General features: G+C 68.1%; 7 protein-coding genes and 1 pseudogene. 6 read left to right on the top strand and 2 right to left on the bottom strand.

Going from position 1 to position 17,432, the window contains the following annotated elements; genetic code table 11:
- Nucleotides 1-126 precede the first annotated feature (126 nt).
- A complete protein-coding gene (locus tag A5625_RS13630) occupies nucleotides 127-834 on the bottom strand; it encodes a dienelactone hydrolase family protein (RefSeq protein WP_066994318.1) in 708 nt (235 codons plus the stop codon).
- Between the two features lie 73 nt (nucleotides 835-907).
- On the opposite strand from A5625_RS13630, the gene A5625_RS13625 reads away from it, so the two are divergent.
- The 4 genes and pseudogenes from A5625_RS13625 to A5625_RS30760 form a co-directional block, all read left to right on the top strand.
- Nucleotides 908-1,432: an FxsA family protein gene (locus A5625_RS13625; RefSeq protein WP_066994315.1), complete on the top strand. Its 525-nt coding sequence runs from the start codon at nucleotides 908-910 to the stop codon at nucleotides 1,430-1,432.
- Between the two features lie 200 nt (nucleotides 1,433-1,632).
- Complete coding sequence (locus A5625_RS13620) at nucleotides 1,633-3,222, top strand: amidohydrolase (protein WP_066994311.1); 1,590 nt, start codon at nucleotides 1,633-1,635, stop codon at nucleotides 3,220-3,222.
- The gene (gene lnt, locus A5625_RS28380) at nucleotides 3,215-5,302 is read left to right on the top strand and encodes an apolipoprotein N-acyltransferase (RefSeq protein ID WP_066994308.1); all 2,088 of its coding nucleotides are present in this window, start codon (nucleotides 3,215-3,217) and stop codon (nucleotides 5,300-5,302) included. The genes A5625_RS13620 and lnt overlap by 8 nt, the downstream gene beginning before the upstream one ends.
- Nucleotides 5,303-5,344: 42 nt before the next feature.
- Nucleotides 5,345-6,160, top strand: a pseudogene (locus tag A5625_RS30760) (polyprenol monophosphomannose synthase); the annotation flags it as partial.
- A gap of 40 nt (nucleotides 6,161-6,200) precedes the next feature.
- On the opposite strand, the gene A5625_RS13605 reads toward A5625_RS30760, so the two are convergent.
- Nucleotides 6,201-6,536 carry an RNA polymerase-binding protein RbpA gene (locus A5625_RS13605; RefSeq protein WP_007770897.1) on the bottom strand — a complete coding sequence of 112 codons (336 nt, stop codon included), beginning with the start codon at nucleotides 6,534-6,536 and terminating at the stop codon, nucleotides 6,201-6,203.
- 180 nt (nucleotides 6,537-6,716) lie between these two features.
- Between A5625_RS13605 and A5625_RS13600 the strand changes: the two genes are divergently transcribed.
- Nucleotides 6,717-7,067, top strand: a complete 351-nt coding sequence (locus tag A5625_RS13600) for a hypothetical protein (RefSeq protein WP_082984399.1) — start codon at nucleotides 6,717-6,719, stop codon at nucleotides 7,065-7,067.
- A gap of 417 nt (nucleotides 7,068-7,484) precedes the next feature.
- Nucleotides 7,485-17,432: type I polyketide synthase (locus A5625_RS13595; protein ID WP_066994298.1), on the top strand; the 9,948-nt coding region annotated here is incomplete at its 3' end.

Below are 17,432 nucleotides of genomic sequence, written 5' to 3'. Positions count from 1 at the left end.
GATACGGTGACGGACTCGCGGCCCGCAGTTGTCTCGATGACGACGGTTATGTGTCGGCGCACTGGCCCGGCGATACCCGCACATTCGCAACGGTGTTGTCGCAGAAACTGGACGCCCGCTAACCCCCTACGTCGCGGCGCCCGTTCCCAGATGCTCGCCGAAGAACGCGAAGACCCGCCGCCAGGCGTCCTCGGTAGCTTGCTCGTTGTAGCCGAAACCCGTGATGCGAAGCAGCGGTTGGGCCGGCAGTTCGTTGGCGAAGCTGTGCCCGGCGTCGGGATAGGTCTTCACATCCGCGGTGATGTTCTTGTCGGCGAGGGTCTTGCTCAGCTTTTCGGGGGCGCCCCGGCCCAGCGGGTCACGGCCGCCCAAGCTGGCCACAATCGGGCACGCGCCGTCCAGCGTCTTATCGAGGTTGCGGGGCAGGGGAGTGCTGTAGAACGGCGCTGAGGCACCAAATCCTTTGGGCGACATGACAAGTGCGAATTGGCCGCCCATGCAGAAGCCCGCGACGCCGACCTGGCCGGAACATTCCGGCATGGCTTTCAGGTGGTCGCGGGCGGCTAGGATGTCGTCGAGGGCGCGGCCGCGCTGCGTCTGCAACTCCTTCATGACGCGGGTGATGCAGCGGATGCGGCCACCGCGCGCGTACATGTTCGGGGTGATCGCCAGATAACCCGCCGCGGCGATGCGGTCGTTGATCGACTGCTTGTCCCGGCGGTAGCCGAACGCATCGTGGACCACCACCACGCCCGGCCAGGGACCCGTTCCGGAAGGAGTGCTCAGTAACGCATCGATCGGCCCGTCGGGGGCATCGATCTGAATCGTCGTCATAGCGTCATCTAACTGCAATCACGGCCGATCGCACCATGGGAACTTGGATGTGGTCCGCGGACGTTGAGCTGGCATGGTGTCGCGGCTATTGCTGGCTTACGCGGTCGTCGAACTCGCGGTCATCTTCACGCTGGTGTCGACGATCGGGTGGGGCTGGACCCTGCTGGCGTTGTTGGTCACCTTCGTGCTCGGCTGGGGCGTCGTGGCGCCGCTGGCAGGTTCGCACCTCATTCGCCGAATCGGCCAACTGCGCTCGGGCCTGACCGTACAACGCAATGCGGCCGGCGATGGTGCGCTGCTCAGCCTGGCTGCACTGCTCGTTCTGGTGCCCGGCCTGGTGAGCACGGCGCTGGGCTTGTTGCTGCTCATTCCGCCGGTACGGTCCGCCGTCGGCCCCGGATTGACCGCCGTGGCGGTCCGCAAGTTGCAGCGGCAGATGCCGGGAGTCAACTACGCAAACGCTTTCGGCGCGGAGTTTTATCCGGCGTCATATCACAGCGGGTCTGGTGCTCGACCCGGCCACGGCGACTACATCGACGGCGAGGTCATCGACGTCCGCGACGTCGAGGCGCCTCCGCAACGACTCGACGGACGCTGAACGTTCGGCGAGCCGACCGTTTCACCCGCTGACCCTTGTCGCCATCCGAACAGTAGTTTTGGCCTGTGACCGATAGTCCTGCTCCTTCTCAGGCCGTTTCACGGCCTGCATCGTCGCAGGACGTGACCGATAGTCCTGCTCCTTCTCAGGCCGTTTCGCGGTCTGCATCGTCGCAGGACGTGACCGATAGTCCTGCCCCGGTGACACTCCTGGTCAACGGCCGGGTACACAGCCCGACTCACGTCGACGCGACCGCGATGGCCGTGCGCGCCGGCGTCGTCGCATGGCTGGGCAGCGATGAGGTCGGCCGCAGCATGTTCCCCGATGCCGACGTCGAAGACCTGCACGGCGGCTTCGTCGCGCCGGGGTTCGTGGACAGCCACATCCATCTAACCGCCACCGGGCTGACACTCAGCGGGCTGGACCTGCGCCCAGCGGCCTCGCGAGCTCAGTGCCTGCAGATGGTCGCCGACTACGCCGCCGCACATCCCGCCCAACCGGTGTGGGGGCATGGCTGGGATGAGACGGCGTGGCCGGAGAACACCGCGCCCAGCACCAGCGACCTGGATGCCGTTCTCGGAGACCGGCCCGCCTATCTGGCTCGCGTAGATGTGCATTCGGCGCTGGCCTCGACGGGCCTGCGCCGGCTGGTCGCGGACCTTACGGCGGCCGACGGCTTCAGCGCCGAGGGCGCGCTGGTCGGCGACGCACACCACCTGGTGCGAGCCGTTGCCCGGAATCTGCTGACCGCCGATCAACTCACCGAAGCCCGCGCCGCGGCATTGCAGGCTGCCGCGGCGGCCGGCATCGTCGCGGTGCACGAATGCGCCGGACCGCAGATCGGCGGGATCGACGACTGGCTGCAGTTGCGGGCCCTCGACCACGGCGTCGAGGTGATCGGTTACTGGGGCGAGCCGGTGAGCAGCCCTGCCGACGCGCGCGCGCTGATGGCGGCGACCGGTGCCCGCGGGCTGGCCGGCGACCTGTTCGTCGACGGTGCTCTGGGGTCGCGCACCGCCTGGCTGCACGAGCCGTACGCCGACGCTCCGGACTGCAGCGGAACCTGCTATCTGGATTCCCCCGCCGTCGAGGCGCACCTGCGGGCATGCACCCAGGCCAACGTGACCGCCGGATTTCACGTCATCGGGGACGCCGCGGTAACGACCGTGGTGGCTGCCCTTGAGCGCGTCGTCGCCGACCTCGGCCCGGTCGCCGTCGCCCACTGCGGACACCGCCTGGAGCACGTCGAGATGGTCAGCGCCGATCAGGCCACCAAACTGGGCCAGTGGGGCGTCATCGCCAGCGTGCAGCCCAATTTCGATGCGCTCTGGGGCGGTGCCGACGGCATGTACGCGCGGCGGCTCGGCGCCCGACGAGGCAGTCGGCTGAACCCCTTTGCGCTGTTAGCATCCCAAGGCGTGCCCCTCGCGCTTGGTTCCGACGCCCCGGTCACTGGTTTCGACCCGTGGGTGAGTGTGCGCGCAGCGGTCAACCACCGCACCCCGGGCAGCGCGGTATCGGCCCGTGCCGCGTTTGCTGCGGCCACCCGCGGGGGCTGGCGGGCGGCGGGTGTCCACGACGGGAAGACGGGCACCCTGACGCCGGGAGCGCCGGCCTCCTATGTCATCTGGGATGCCGGGGATCTCGAGGTGCACGCCCCACGCGACACCGTCCAGCGCTGGTCGACCGATCCGCGTTCCCGCGTGCCCGCGCTGCCGCGGTTGGGCCCGAGCGATGCCTTACCGCGGTGCCTGCGAACCGTGCATCGGGGCGCTGTCATCTATGGCTAGGGATCGGCTCGGCGGCGAGAAACGTCCGGACCGAACCGGTGCGGCCGATGGGCTGGGCGAGGACGTGCCGACCCGGCCAGACACCGATCCCATCAGCGACGAGGCCGAATCGGATCGCGATGACCAGCCCGCCGACATCCACGCCGAGCATGCAGCGCAACACACCGGACACGACGGCGAACCCGACCAGGACAATGAGGACTCCGCGAAACCGGGACCGACCGACGAGCGCAGGCCCGCCGCGACGATGCTGGCCGATCGACTGGGGAGCGCTGCGCGCGGTGCGCTAACCGGGCTGGTGGCCGCGGTGGTCGCGCGGCTACCCGCGGCCCAGGCCGCCATGCTGCCCCGCCTGACGCGGCTGATCTGCGCCGTGGCGGGCGGCCTACTGTTATGCGCCAGCTTTCCGTCGCTGAACTGGTGGTGGGGCGCCGTGCTGGGCGCCGCGCTGCTGGCTTGGGTGCTGACCCATCCCGCGACGACACCGGCGGGCGGTCTGGGCTACGGGTTCCTGTTCGGGCTGGCGTTCTACCTGCCGCTGCTGCCCTGGGTCGGTCTGCTGGTTGGTGCCATCCCGTGGGTCGCGCTCGCGACCGTATCGGCGCTGTTTCCCGCCCTCTTCGGCTTGTGCGCCGTCACCGTGCGCCGGCTGCCCGGCTGGCCCATCTGGTTCGCGCTGTTGTGGGCGGCTCAGGAGTGGCTCAAATCGGCTTTCCCGTTCGGCGGCTTCCCCTGGGGCTCGGTGGCATTCGGTCAGACGCACGGTCCGTTCCTGCCGCTGGTCCAGCTCGGCGGCGTTGCGCTGCTGTCCATGGGGATCATGCTGGTGGGCTTCAGCGCGACGGCCATCGCACTGGAGATCGTGAAGTGGTGGCACTTCGGTCACGCGGCGACGCCCCGGGCCACCGACAGCGACGCCACCGAGGCGGCGCCGCCCGCGGTGGTGCTGCCGGGCGTCTGCATCTGCCTGGTGCTGTTCGCCTCGCTCATCGTCTGGCCGCAGGTGCGCCACGCTGGTACCGGGTCGGGAGGCGACCCGTCGGTCACCGTCGCTGCGGTACAAGGCAACGTGCCGCGGCTGGGCTTCGGGTTCAACGAACAGCGCCGGGCGGTATTGGACAACCACGTCCAGGAGACCCTGCGGCTCGCCGAGGACGTGCGCGCCGGGGCCGCCCCGCAACCGCAATTCGTCATCTGGCCGGAAGACTCGTCGGACATCGATCCGCTGGTCAACAACGATGCCGCCCTGGCGATATCGCAGGCCGCCACGGCGATCGGCGCTCCGATCCTGATCGGCAGCGTGCTCGACGTGCCGGGACGCCCACCGGAGGACCCGCGCTACACCAACACCATGATCGTGTGGAATCCCACCACCGGCCCGGCCGACCGCCACGACAAGGAGATCGTGCAGCCGTTCGGCGAGTACCTGCCGATGCCGTGGCTGTTCAAACATCTGTCCGGCTACGCCGACCGCGCCGGAAGCTTTGTGCCTCGCGGCGGATCCGATGTGGTGCACATCGCAGGTGTGCCGGTCGGCGTCGCCACCTGCTGGGAAGTGATCTTCGACCGGGTTCCGCGAAAAGCCGTCGTCGGCGGTGCCCAGCTGCTGGCCGTCCCGGCAAACAACGCCACCTTCAACAAGCGGATGAGTGAACAACAACTGGCATTCGCCAAGGTCCGGGCCGTGGAGCACGACCGCTACGTGGTGGTGGCCGGCACCACCGGAATCAGCGCGGTGATCGCCCCCGACGGCGGCGAGTTGGCACGCACCGACTTCTTCCAGCCCGCATACCTGGACATGCAGGTGCGCCTCAAGACCAGGTTGACGCCCGCGACCCGATGGGGGCCGCTGCTGCAGTGGGTCATGGTGCTAGCGGCTGGGGCGGTCATTCTGGCCGGGATACGGCACAATGGATGGTTCCCGCGTTCGATTCGTCGTAGGTCCAGGTCCCCGGGTGAAACGACTCGTCAATCGACAAGGGTTGGTGCGACCCCGGGCAAACCCCCGCCCGACCAGCACGACTCAGGCTCAACGTCCTATCAGGGCGGGGACCGCACGCCGACGGATGACGGCGACTGACCACACTCCGTCCCACCAGGACGGCCGACACGCTTTCGATGTCGGGCAACACAAAGGAGCTACATGACCACCGGCCAGCCGGCGCACCGAGCCCAGGGCAATCGTCCCAGCCAGCGCGTCTTGGTGATCATCCCGACCTACAACGAGCTGGAGAACCTGCCGGTGATCCACCGGAGGCTCAAAGACGCCTGCCCGCACGTGCACCTGCTCATCGTCGACGACAGCAGCCCCGACGGCACCGGCCGGCTTGCCGAAGAGCTGGCGGCGGCTGACGCCGGTCGCACGCACGTCATGCACCGCACCGCCAAGGACGGATTGGGCGCGGCCTACCTGGCCGGTTTCGCCTGGGGATTGAGCCGCGACTACTCGGTGCTGGTCGAAATGGACGCCGACGGCAGCCACGCGCCCGAACAACTGCACCGGCTATTGGACGCCGTCGATGCCGGCGCCGATCTGGCCATCGGGTCGCGTTATGTCGACGGCGGGACGGTGCGCAACTGGCCCTGGCGGCGCTGGGCGCTGTCCTGGACGGCCAACACCTATGCCCGGCTGGCGCTCGGCATCGGCGTGCACGACATCACCGCGGGCTACCGCGCCTACCGCCGCGAAGTGCTCGAAGCCATCGATCTGGACGGCGTCGACTCCAAGGGCTACTGCTTCCAGATCGATCTGACCTGGCGCACCATCTGCAACGGGTTCACCATCACCGAAGTGCCCATCACGTTCACCGAGCGCGAACTCGGCGTGTCCAAGATGAGCGGCTCTAACATCCGCGAGGCCCTGGTCAAAGTCACCCGTTGGGGCGTGCAGGGCCGACGGTCCGGCGTCCGGGCCACCAGGGCCGACAATCGCACCTAGGTGTCAATAGGCCGTCAGCCGACCCCGGCTGGATTCGGGGTCAGCCCCGGCGGCGGGTCTTGATGATCTCGAGGCGCTCCTTGAGCAGCTCTTCGAGTTCCTCGACAGAGCGGCGCTCCAGCAGCATGTCCCAGTGTGTCCGCGGCGGCTTCACTTTCTTCGGCTCGGGCAGGTCACCCTCGATCAGGGTGCCTTCCAGGCCGTTGCGGCACAGCCAGGTGCCGGGGATTTCGGCGTCGTCGGCGAAGGGGACCTCGAACTCCTCGCCGTTCTCGGTGCGGTACTTCGCGAGCTGACGCGGTGCAAGGTCGTGGTTGCGGTCCGTCTCGTAGCTCACGGCTCCGAGGCGGCTGCCTCTCAGTACTCGATCAGCCATGGCTGCTACTCCTTTAGGTCTTCCGGAGCTCGCAAGCTCCGTTACTGCAATTCGGTGCAATTCTCTTCGTTTAGCAAACGCTGCGGCGATCTGCGCAGTTCCCCGGCCGCAGCCGGCATACGCGACGCGACCTTCCATGATACCGGGATCGCCGGGAAACCCCGACTAAAGTCGGCAGGCGTGAGCCGCCGTACCCACCCGCAGCCTTGTCGCTGGTGCGGCCGAGACGTCACCGATGCGGCAATGGGCCGCCGCCGCCAGTACTGCCGGCAGTCGTGCCGGCAGCGGGCCTACGAACAACGGGCCTCACTGAACCGCAACGGTGCTGCGGCCGTGCCCGACGACGCCGTGGTGCTGTCGGCCGACGATGCTGCCGATCTGTCCGATCGCGTCTACCAGGTGCGGTGCGCGGCCGAGGACGTCGCCACGGCGGTCGACGAAGGCGCCGGGGCCAACGAGCTCCGCGAGTTGTGCGACGCGCTGATCCAAGCCGCCCGGGCCGCCGACGGCTGGCGCCGAGCCGGCGTGTGACTGCGTCGTCCGCCCCCGAACCTGTCGGCCTGGCCCTCCACCGAACCTGCCACGACATGTGCCTGACCACCCGCTATGGCCAGCCGGGTACAGTCGCGCCATGGACTTCGGGCCATGTCGACAGCGCACCGCTGTGCAGCGAGCACACCGGACACCCGGCGCCGCATCTTCTTCGCGCGACGCGGCGCGCCGCTCCATGCTGGTCCTCCTTTAGCGCCCGCGAGCAGCGGACGTTTTGAAATCGTGTCGGAGTTGGCCATACTCACCAGCAACATTCTTGTGTCGGAGAGCAGCACGGCGCTGGTCGAACGGGAAACGGCGTCGCCTCGTGCAGCAAATTCCGTGACTCGGCCAGAACCGCAACCGGCGGTGCAAGGCGGCCGAACGTCGTTAGGTGAAGGTTAGGCGAGGTTTGTGATGGTTGATCAACTCCAGCATGCGACCGAAGCGCTGCGTAAAGCGCTGGTCCAGGTTGAGCGGCTGAAGCGCACCAACCGCGCACTGCTGGAGCGGTCCAACGAGCCGATCGCCATCGTCGGTATGTCTTGCCGCTTCCCGGGTGGGGTGGACAGCCCGGAAGCGCTCTGGCAAATGGTGGCCGAGGGCCGCGACGTGATCTCGGATTTCCCCACCGACCGCGGCTGGGATCTGGCGGGCCTCTACGACCCGGATCCCGACGCGCGGCACAAGTGCTATGTGAACACCGGCGGGTTCGTCGACGGTGTCGCGGACTTTGATCCGGGGTTTTTCGGCATCGCGCCGAGCGAGGCGCTGGCAATGGATCCCCAGCATCGGATGCTGCTCGAGTTGTCGTGGGAAGCGTTGGAGCGGGCCGGGATTGACCCCAGCGGGCTGCGCGGCAGCGCCACCGGCGTATTCGCCGGGCTCATCGTTCAGGGCTACGGCATGCTCGCCGAGGAAATCGAGGGTTACCGGCTGACCGGCATGACCTCCAGCGTCGCCTCGGGGCGCGTCTCCTACGTGCTGGGGCTGGAGGGCCCGGCGGTGTCGGTGGATACGGCGTGTTCGTCGTCGTTGGTGGCGTTGCACATGGCGGTGCAGTCGTTGCGCTCGGGGGAGTGCGATCTGGCGCTGGCCGGCGGCGCGACGGTAAACGCCACGCCGACGGTCTTCGTGGAATTCAGCCGACACCGCGGATTGGCGCCGGACGGCCGATGCAAGGCCTATGCGGGCGCAGCCGACGGCGTCGGCTGGTCCGAGGGCGGCGCCATCCTCGTGGTGGAGCGTTTGTCGGATGCGCAGCGTCTGGGTCATCCGGTGTTGGCGGTGGTGCGGGGTTCGGCGGTCAATCAGGATGGTGCTTCGAATGGGTTGACCGCGCCCAATGGTCCGTCGCAGCAGCGGGTGGTGCGGGCGGCGTTGGCCAATGCCGGGTTGTCGGTGGCTGATGTGGATGTTGTTGAGGGTCATGGCACTGGCACCACGTTGGGTGATCCGATTGAGGCGCAGGCGTTGTTGGCCACGTATGGGCAGGATCGCAGCGAGCCGTTGTGGTTGGGGTCGATCAAGTCGAACATGGGTCATACGCAGGCTGCCGCGGGGGTGGCTGGTGTGATCAAGATGGTGCAGGCGATGCGCCATGAGATGTTGCCGGCGACTTTGCATGTGGATGAGCCCAGCCCGCACGTCGACTGGACGGCGGGTTCGGTATCACTGCTGACCGAGGCACAACCATGGCGCGCCGAACGCCCGCGCCGCGCGGGGGTGTCGTCGTTCGGCATCAGCGGCACCAACGCCCACGTCATCGTCGAGGCCGCCCCGGCGGCGCCAGTGCGGGAGGCCGGCCCGGCACGGCCGGTGGTTCCGTGGGTGGTATCGGCGAAATCGCCGTCGGCGCTGACGGCCCAGGCGGCTCGGTTGGCCGAATACGTTCGCGCGCACGACGGCCTGGATGTCGCCGACATCGGCTGGTCGTTGGCCGGCCGGTCAACATTCGAGCACCGGGCCGTCGTCGTGGGCGGTGACCGCGACCGGCTGTTAGCCGGGCTCGACGAGCTGGCCGCCGATGACCCGACCGGATCGGTCATCCGGGGCATCGCCGCCGCGGCCGGCAAGACGGTGTTCGTGTTTCCCGGCCAAGGCTCCCAATGGCTGGGCATGGCCATTGAATTGCTGGACACCGCACCGGTATTCGCGCAACAGATCCGGGATTGCGAAGAGGCCTTCGCGGAATTCGTCGACTGGTCGCTGACCGACGTGCTGCGCGGCGTGCCTGGCGCTCCGGGCTTTGACCGGGTCGATGTCGTGCAGCCGGTCCTGTTCGCGGTGATGGTGTCGCTGGCCGAACTATGGAAGTCGGTCGGGGTGAATCCGGACGCGGTGATCGGGCACTCGCAAGGTGAAATCGCCGCCGCCTACGTCGCGGGCGCGCTGTCGTTGCGCGACGCCGCCCGGGTGGTCACGTTGCGTAGCAAGCTGCTCCGGTCACTGGCCGGCCCCGGCGGCATGCTGTCCATCGCCTGCAGCACCGAACGGGCCCGGGAGTTGTTGGCGCCCTACGGCAATCGAGTCAGCATCGCCGCCGTCAACGGCAGATCCGCCGTCGTGGTATCAGGTGATGTGGCCGCGCTCGACGAGCTGGTCGGCTTCTGCGCCGACCTCGAGCTGCGGACCCGCCGGATCGACGTGGACTATGCCTCGCATTCGGTTGAGGTCGAGGCGATCCGCGATGACCTCGCACAGGTGCTCGCTGGTATCGAGCCGCACTCCTCGCGCACCGCCTTCTTTTCCACGGTGACCGGAAACCGCTTGGACACAGCGGGATTGGACGCCGACTACTGGTACCGCAACATCCGGCAGACCGTGCAGTTCGATCAGGCGGTGCGCAGCGCATGCGAACACGGATACCGGACGTTCATCGAATCCAGCCCCCACCCGGCCCTGGTCGCCGGCATCGAGGACACCGCCAACGACAGCCTGCCGGGAGACACCGAGGCCATCGTCATCCCCACCCTGGGCCGCGACGACGGCGCCCTCGACCGATTCATGACTTCGGCCGCCACCGCGTTTGCCGCGGGTGTGAACGTGCGCTGGCGCGGCGCCCTGGACGGCGCCGGCTTCGTAGACCTGCCGACGTACGCCTTTGACCGGCGCCGGTTTTGGCTGTCCGGTGAAGGTGCCACGGCCGACGCCTCAGGGCTGGGGCTGGGCGCCGGCGAGCACCCGCTGTTGAGCGCCGTCGTCGAACTGCCGGCGTCGGGCGGGGTGGTGCTGACCGGCCGCTTGTCACCGAGCATGCAAGGGTGGCTGACCGATCACGCCGTGTCCGGCACGGTCGTGTTCCCCGGATCCGGCTTCGTGGAGCTGGCCATTCGCGCCGGCGACGAAGTCGGATGTTCGACAGTCGACGAACTGACGCTGCAGGCGCCGTTGATGTTACCGGCCAAGGATTCCGGGTTCGGATCGGTTGCGGTGCAGGTAGTGGTGGGTCCCGCCGCGGACTCCGGACAGCGCGAAGTATCGATCTTCTCGCGCCCCGACGCCGGCTCCGGTTGGGTGTGCAACGCCGAAGGAACATTGAGCACCGGTTCGGTCGAGCCGAGCGCGGACCTGTCTGCATGGCCGCCGGCGGGAGCCGTCAAGGTCGATGCGGCGGACGGTTACGAGCAGTTGGCCGCGCGCGGCTATGAGTACGGCCCGGCGTTCAAGGGCCTGACCGCGGCGTGGGTGCGCGACGATGAGGTGTTCGCCGAGGTGCGTCTGCCCGATGCCGCTGGAGGGATGAACGGGTTCGGCGTCCACCCTGCGTTGCTGGATGCGGCGATGCACGCACTGATCGTCAGCCACCAAATCGCCGGCGAGACCGACGAAGTGGTGTTGCCTTTCTCCTGGCAGGGCGTGTCGCTGCACGCCGCCGGCGCGCCGGCGGTACGTGCGCGCATCGCTCCGGCATCGCCGTCCGAGGCCACATCGACGGCCCGGGCGGTCTCGATCGAGCTGGCCGACGGCTTGGGATTGCCGGTGTTGTCGGTGCGCGCGATGGTCGCGCGTCCGGTGAGCGAGCGGCAGTTGCGCGCGGCCGTATCGGCCTCGGGTCCCGACCGGCTGTTCGAAGTGGTGTGGTCACCGGCGTCGACGACGGCCGTCAGCACCGAAGCCCCCGTGCACGAGGTGTTCGAATCCATTGCGGCCGGTGAAGATCCGGTCACCGGATCGTATGAGCGTACCCATCGCGCGCTGGCGGCCGTCCAATCGTGGCTGACCGAGCACGAGACCGGAGTGCTGATCGTCGCGACCCGCGGCGCGATGGGACTGGCCGGGGAGGACGTCACCGATCTGGCCGGTGCGGCGGTGTGGGGCTTGGTGCGGTCGGCGCAGACCGAGCATCCCGCCCGGTTCGTACTGGTCGATTCGGATGCGGCGCTTGACGATAGCGCGATAACGACCGTTCTCGCGGTTGCCGAGCCTGCCGTATTGCTGCGCGACGGCAAGGCTTATACGGCGCGAGTACACGGCAGTCGCGCGGTCGACGGCATCATGACGCCGCCAGCGCACGGCCCCTGGCGGCTTGGCATCAGCAGCGCGGGCACGTTCGAGAACCTGCAATTGGAGCCGGTTCCCAACGCCGACGCTCCGCTGCAGCCCGGCCAGGTTCGGGTGGCGCTAAGCGCCATCGCCACCAACTTCCGCGACGTGATGATCACCCTGGGCATGTTCACCCACGACGCCCTGCTCGGCGGTGAAGGCGCCGGCGTGGTGGTCGAAGTGGGACCGGATGTCACGGAATTCGCGGTCGGCGATTCGGTGTACGGGTTCTTCCCCGACGGCAGCGGCACGCTGGTGCCCGGTGATGTGCGCCTGCTGCAGCACAAGCCCGCCGACTGGTCCTACGCCGAAGCCGCCGGTATCTCAGCGGTTTTCACCACCGCCTACATGGCGTTCATTCACTTGGCCGACGTCAAGCCGGGACAGCGAGTGCTGGTGCACGCCGCAGCCGGTGGCGTTGGAATGGCCGCGGTTCAGCTGGGCAGGCATCTGGGCCTGGAGTTGTTCGCCACCGCCAGCCGCGGCAAGTGGGACACGTTGCGGGCCATGGGCTTTGACGATGACCACATCTCGGATTCGCGCAGCTTGGAGTTCGAGGAGAAGTTCCGCGCCGTCACCGGCGGCCGCGGGATGGATGTGGTGCTGGACTCGCTGGCCGGCGAATTCGTCGATGCCTCACTGCGGCTGGTCGCTCCCGGCGGCGTGTTCTTGGAGATGGGTAAGACCGACATCCGCGACCCCGGCGTGGTGGCCCAGGACTACCCGGGTGTTCGATACCGCGCCTTCGACCTGTTCGAGCCTGGCCGTCCCCGGATGCATCAGTGGATGCTGGAGCTCGCCGGACTGTTCGACGCCGGGGCGCTGAAGCCGTTGCCGGTGACGACGTTTGACGTGCGGCGTGCCCGCAGCGCGCTGCGATACTTGAGCCAGGCTCGCCATATCGGCAAGGTCGTCATGACGCTACCTTCCGGGCTGTCGGCCGGCACCGTGCTGATCACCGGCGGCACCGGCATGGCCGGTTCGACGTTGGCCCGTCACCTGGTGGCACACCACGGAGTGCAGGATTTGGTGCTGCTGAGCCGGCGTGGCCCGGACGCACCGGGGTCGGCCGAGTTAACCGCCGAGTTGCAAGCCGCGGGAGCGCGGGTTCGCGTGGTTGCCTGCGATGCCGCTGACCGCACAGCACTTGCGGGCGTCATCGACGCTGTTTCGGCGCAGCGGCCGCTATCGGGCGTGATTCACGCGGCCGGCGTTCTCGACGACGCCGTGGTCACCTCGCTGACTCCCGAGCGCATCGATGCGGTTTTGCGGGCCAAGATCGACGCCGCATGGAACCTGCATGAATTAACCCGTGACGTGAATCTGTCTGCCTTCGTGATGTTTTCGTCGATGGCCGGGCTGGTGGGTTCATCGGGCCAGGGCAACTACGGAGCGGCCAACTCGTTCCTCGACGGGTTGGCAGCGCATCGTCGGGCGCACGGACTGCCCGCGGTCTCGCTGGCCTGGGGCCTGTGGGATCAGGCCAGCGCCATGACCGGCGGATTGGACGCCGCCGACCTCGCCCGGCTGGGCCGCGACGGGATCTTGGCGTTGTCCTCCGAGGAGGCCATGGAACTCTTCGACACCGCACTGATTGTCGACGAACCATTCATGGCGCCGGCCCGCATCGACCTCGGCGCGCTGCGGGCCCACGCGGTCGCGGTACCGCCGATGTTCGCCGATCTGATCAACGCGCCGACGCGCCGCCGGGTCGACGACTCGCTGGCTGCCGCGAAATCGAAATCGGCGCTGGCGCACCGTCTCGAGGGGCTTTCCGAAGCGGAGCAGCATGCCGTGCTCCTGGATCTGGTGCGTTCGCACATCGCCACCGTGCTGGGGAACGCCAGTGCCGAGGCGATCGATCCCGACAGGGCGTTCCAGGAGTTGGGCTTTGACTCGCTGACCGCGGTCGAGATGCGTAACCGCCTCAAAACCGCTACTGGACTGGCGCTTTCGCCCACGCTGATCTTCGACTACCCGACGCCCAACGGCTTGGCAGGCTACATCCGCAGCCAACTCGCCGGGGTTCCACAAGAGATCAAGCACGCCCCGGTCACGCGCGCCACCGACAACGATCCGATCGTCATCGTCGGCATGGCTTGCCGCTATCCGGGCGGGGTGAACTCACCCGACGACCTGTGGAACATGTTGACCGAGGGCCGCGACGTGCTCTCCGAATTCCCGACCGACCGCGGCTGGGATCTGGCGGGCGTCTACAACCCGAATCCTGATGTTCCGGGCACCTGCTACACCCGCACCGGCGGCTTCGTGGACGGTGTGGCGGACTTTGATCCGGGGTTTTTCGGCATCGCGCCGAGCGAGGCGCTGGCGATGGATCCCCAGCAGCGGATGTTCCTCGAGTTGTCGTGGGAAGCGTTGGAGCGGGCCGGGATTGACCCCAGCGGGCTGCGCGGTAGCGCCACCGGGATGTTCGCCGGCGTGTACACGCAGGGCTACGGCATGGGCGCCGCACCGACCGCGGAAGGCTTCCGGCTCACCGGCCAGTCATCGAGTGTCGCGTCGGGGCGGGTGTCTTATGTGCTGGGGTTGGAGGGCCCGGCGGTGTCGGTGGATACGGCGTGTTCGTCGTCGTTGGTGGCGTTGCACATGGCGGTGCAGTCGTTGCGCTCGGGGGAGTGCGATCTGGCGCTGGCCGGCGGCGCGACGGTAAACGCCACGCCGACGGTCTTCGTGGAATTCAGCCGACACCGCGGATTGGCGCCGGACGGCCGATGCAAGGCCTATGCGGGCGCAGCCGACGGCGTCGGCTGGTCCGAGGGCGGCGGCATCCTCGTGGTGGAGCGTTTGTCGGATGCGCAGCGTCTGGGTCATCCGGTGTTGGCGGTGGTGCGGGGTTCGGCGGTCAATCAGGATGGTGCTTCGAATGGGTTGACCGCGCCCAATGGTCCGTCGCAGCAGCGGGTGGTGCGGGCGGCGTTGGCCAATGCCGGGTTGTCGGTGGCTGATGTGGATGTTGTTGAGGGTCATGGCACTGGCACCACGTTGGGTGATCCGATTGAGGCGCAGGCGTTGTTGGCCACGTATGGGCAGGATCGCAGCGAGCCGTTGTGGTTGGGGTCGATCAAGTCGAACATGGGTCATACGCAGGCTGCCGCGGGGGTGGCTGGTGTGATCAAGATGGTGCAGGCGATGCGCCATGAGATGTTGCCGGCGACTTTGCATGTGGATGAGCCCAGCCCGCACGTCGATTGGTCGGCGGGTTCGGTGTCGCTACTGACCGAGGCGCGGGCGTGGCCCGCTGACCGCCCGCGGCGCGCGGGGGTGTCGTCGTTCGGCATCAGCGGCACCAACGCCCACGTCATCGTCGAGGCCGCTCCGGCCGAGTCGCCACGCGTCGTGGACGGCTCGAAGGTACCGGTGGTGCCGTGGCCGATCTCAGCGAAATCGTTGTCGGCGTTGACTTCTCAGGCTGCGCGGTTGGCGGCCCACCTGCAGGCGAACCTGGATGTGGACAGTGCCGATGTGGGGTGGTCGCTGGCGGGCCGGTCGGCGTTCGAGCATCGGGCGGTCATCGTCGGCAGCGACCGCGACCGGCTGCTGGCGGGCCTGGACGAGCTGGCCGCTGACGACCTGGCCGGCTCGATCATTCGTGGGACGGCAACGGCCGGCAAGACGGTCTTTGTGTTCCCCGGCCAGGGCTCCCAAGCACTGGGCATGGGAATGGGATTGCACGCCGGCTATGACGTCTTCGCCGAGGCGTTCAACACCGTTGTAGCCGAATTGGATCGTCATCTGCTTCGTCCGCTGCGCGAAGTGATGTGGGGACATGACGAAACCCTGCTGAACACCACCGAATTCGCGCAACCCGCGCTGTTCGCGGTGGAAGTCGCGATGTTCCACCTGCTCGAATCCTGGGGTGTACGACCCGACTTCGTGATGGGCCACTCGATCGGGGAGTTGTCCGCCGCGCACGTCGCCGGCGTGCTGTCTCTGGAGAATGCCGCGGTGCTGGTGGCGGCGCGGGGCCGATTCATGCAGGCGCTGCCCGAAGGCGGCGCGATGGTCGCAGTGCAGGCTACCGAAGACGAGGTGCTGGCGCGCGCCGAACACGCCAGCGTGGGCATCGCCGCGGTCAACGGCCCCACCTCGGTGGTGATTTCAGGCGCACAACAAGCAGTGGCCGCGGTGGCCGATCGACTCCGCACCGACGGGCACCGCGTCCATCAACTATCCGTCTCGCACGCGTTCCACTCGCCGTTGATGGACCCGATGATCGACGAATTCGGAACTGTCGCAGCCGGACTGGCCATCGGCAAGCCCACCATCCCGGTCGTGTCCAACGTGACCGGACAGCTGGCCGGAGACGACTTCGCGTCGGCGGCGTACTGGAAGCGACACGTACGCGAGGCGGTGCGATTCGCCGACAGCGTGCGCTTTGTGCACTCGGCCGGGGCGAACAGGTTCCTCGAAGTCGGGCCGAGCAGCGGCCTGACGGCATCGATCGAGGAATCGCTGGCTGATGCGCCGGTGACAACGATGTCCGGCCTGCGCAAGGACCGCCCAGAGCCGCTCTCTTTGGTCAACTCCGTTGCGCAGGGATTCGTCGTCGGGATGGATGTGGACTGGCGCGGTGTCGTGGGTGACGCCAATCTCGTCGAGCTGCCCACGTATGCCTTTGACCGGCGGCGCTTTTGGCTTGCGGCCGACGGGGCGCCGGCCGATGCCGCGGGCTTGGGCCTGTCCGCCAGTGAACACGCTCTGCTGGGCGCGGTGGTGGAACTGCCGGCCTCAGGCGGCGTGGTGTTGACCGGCCGGCTGTCGCCCGGCACGCAGGGCTGGTTGACCGATCACGCCGTCGGCGGTGTCGTGCTGTTCCCCGGTGCGGGCTTCGTCGAGTTGGCAATTCGGGCCGGCGACGAGGTGGGCTGCGGAATTGTCGACGAGCTGAATTTGGCGGCGCCGCTGGTGTTGCCGGCCGGCGGGTCGGTCGCGATCCAGGTTGTGGTCGGCGGCCCCGATGATTCGGGTCCCCGTACGGTGTCGGTGTTTTCCCGGGCCGAAGCGGGCTCGGGGTGGTCCTTGCATGCCGAAGGCGTGCTGCGGGCGGGGTCGGTGCAGCCCAGCGCGGACCTGTCGGCGTGGCCGCCGGTGGGTGCGACCCCGGTGGATGTCGGCGACGGATACGAGCAACTGGCCGAACGCGGTTACGGGTACGGGCCCGCATTCCGCGGCCTGACGTCGATGTGGCGTCGCGGCGATGAAGTCTTCGCCGAGGTGTCGTTGCCCGCCGATGCCGGGGTTTCGCCTGCCGGGTTCGGCGTCCACCCGGCGATGCTCGACGCGGCATTGCACGCGGTCATGTTGGCTTCTGACAGCGAGGAACTCGCGGCGGGCTCCATGTTGGTCCCGTTCTCCTGGCAACAGGTGTCCTTGCATGCCGCCGGGGCGGGGGCCGTACGTGCACGCATCGTGCCGGTGAGCCCCTCCGCGGTGTCGATCGAATTGGCCGACGCGCTGGGGCTGCCGGTGCTCTCGGTGGCCTCGATGGTGGCCCGCCCGGTGACCGATACGCAGCTGTTGGCCGCGGTGTCGAATTCGGGACCCGACCGGCTCTTCGAGGTCATCTGGTCCGCCCAGCCGCCGCCGGCGGTGCAGCCGGTATCGGTATCCGCCTGGGGTGCACCGGAATCCGACGACACCGAGGCGCAGCCATCGGCGTTGCTGTTCGAGTCGCAGCCGGTGTCCGGCGACGTGATCACCGAGGTGTACGCGGCGACGCGAGCGGTGCTACCCGTGTTGCAGTCATGGCTGTCCCGCGACGGCGCCGGAACGCTGGTGGTATCCACCCGTGGCGCGATG

It is taken from the genome of Mycobacterium sp. 1465703.0 (assembly GCF_001672975.1).
GTDB lineage: Bacteria > Actinomycetota > Actinomycetes > Mycobacteriales > Mycobacteriaceae > Mycobacterium.
Note: the sequence above shows the minus strand (reverse complement) of the source record. Positions and strands in the feature narration are given on the sequence as shown.

Coding starts and splice junctions, on each gene's coding strand:
- A5625_RS13630 (WP_066994318.1), bottom strand. CDS start 834: ATGACGACGATTCAGATCGATGCCCCCGACGGGCCGATCGATGCGTTA.
- A5625_RS13625 (WP_066994315.1), top strand. CDS start 908: ATGGTGTCGCGGCTATTGCTGGCTTACGCGGTCGTCGAACTCGCGGTC.
- lnt (WP_066994308.1), top strand. CDS start 3,215: ATGGCTAGGGATCGGCTCGGCGGCGAGAAACGTCCGGACCGAACCGGT.
- A5625_RS13605 (WP_007770897.1), bottom strand. CDS start 6,536: ATGGCTGATCGAGTACTGAGAGGCAGCCGCCTCGGAGCCGTGAGCTAC.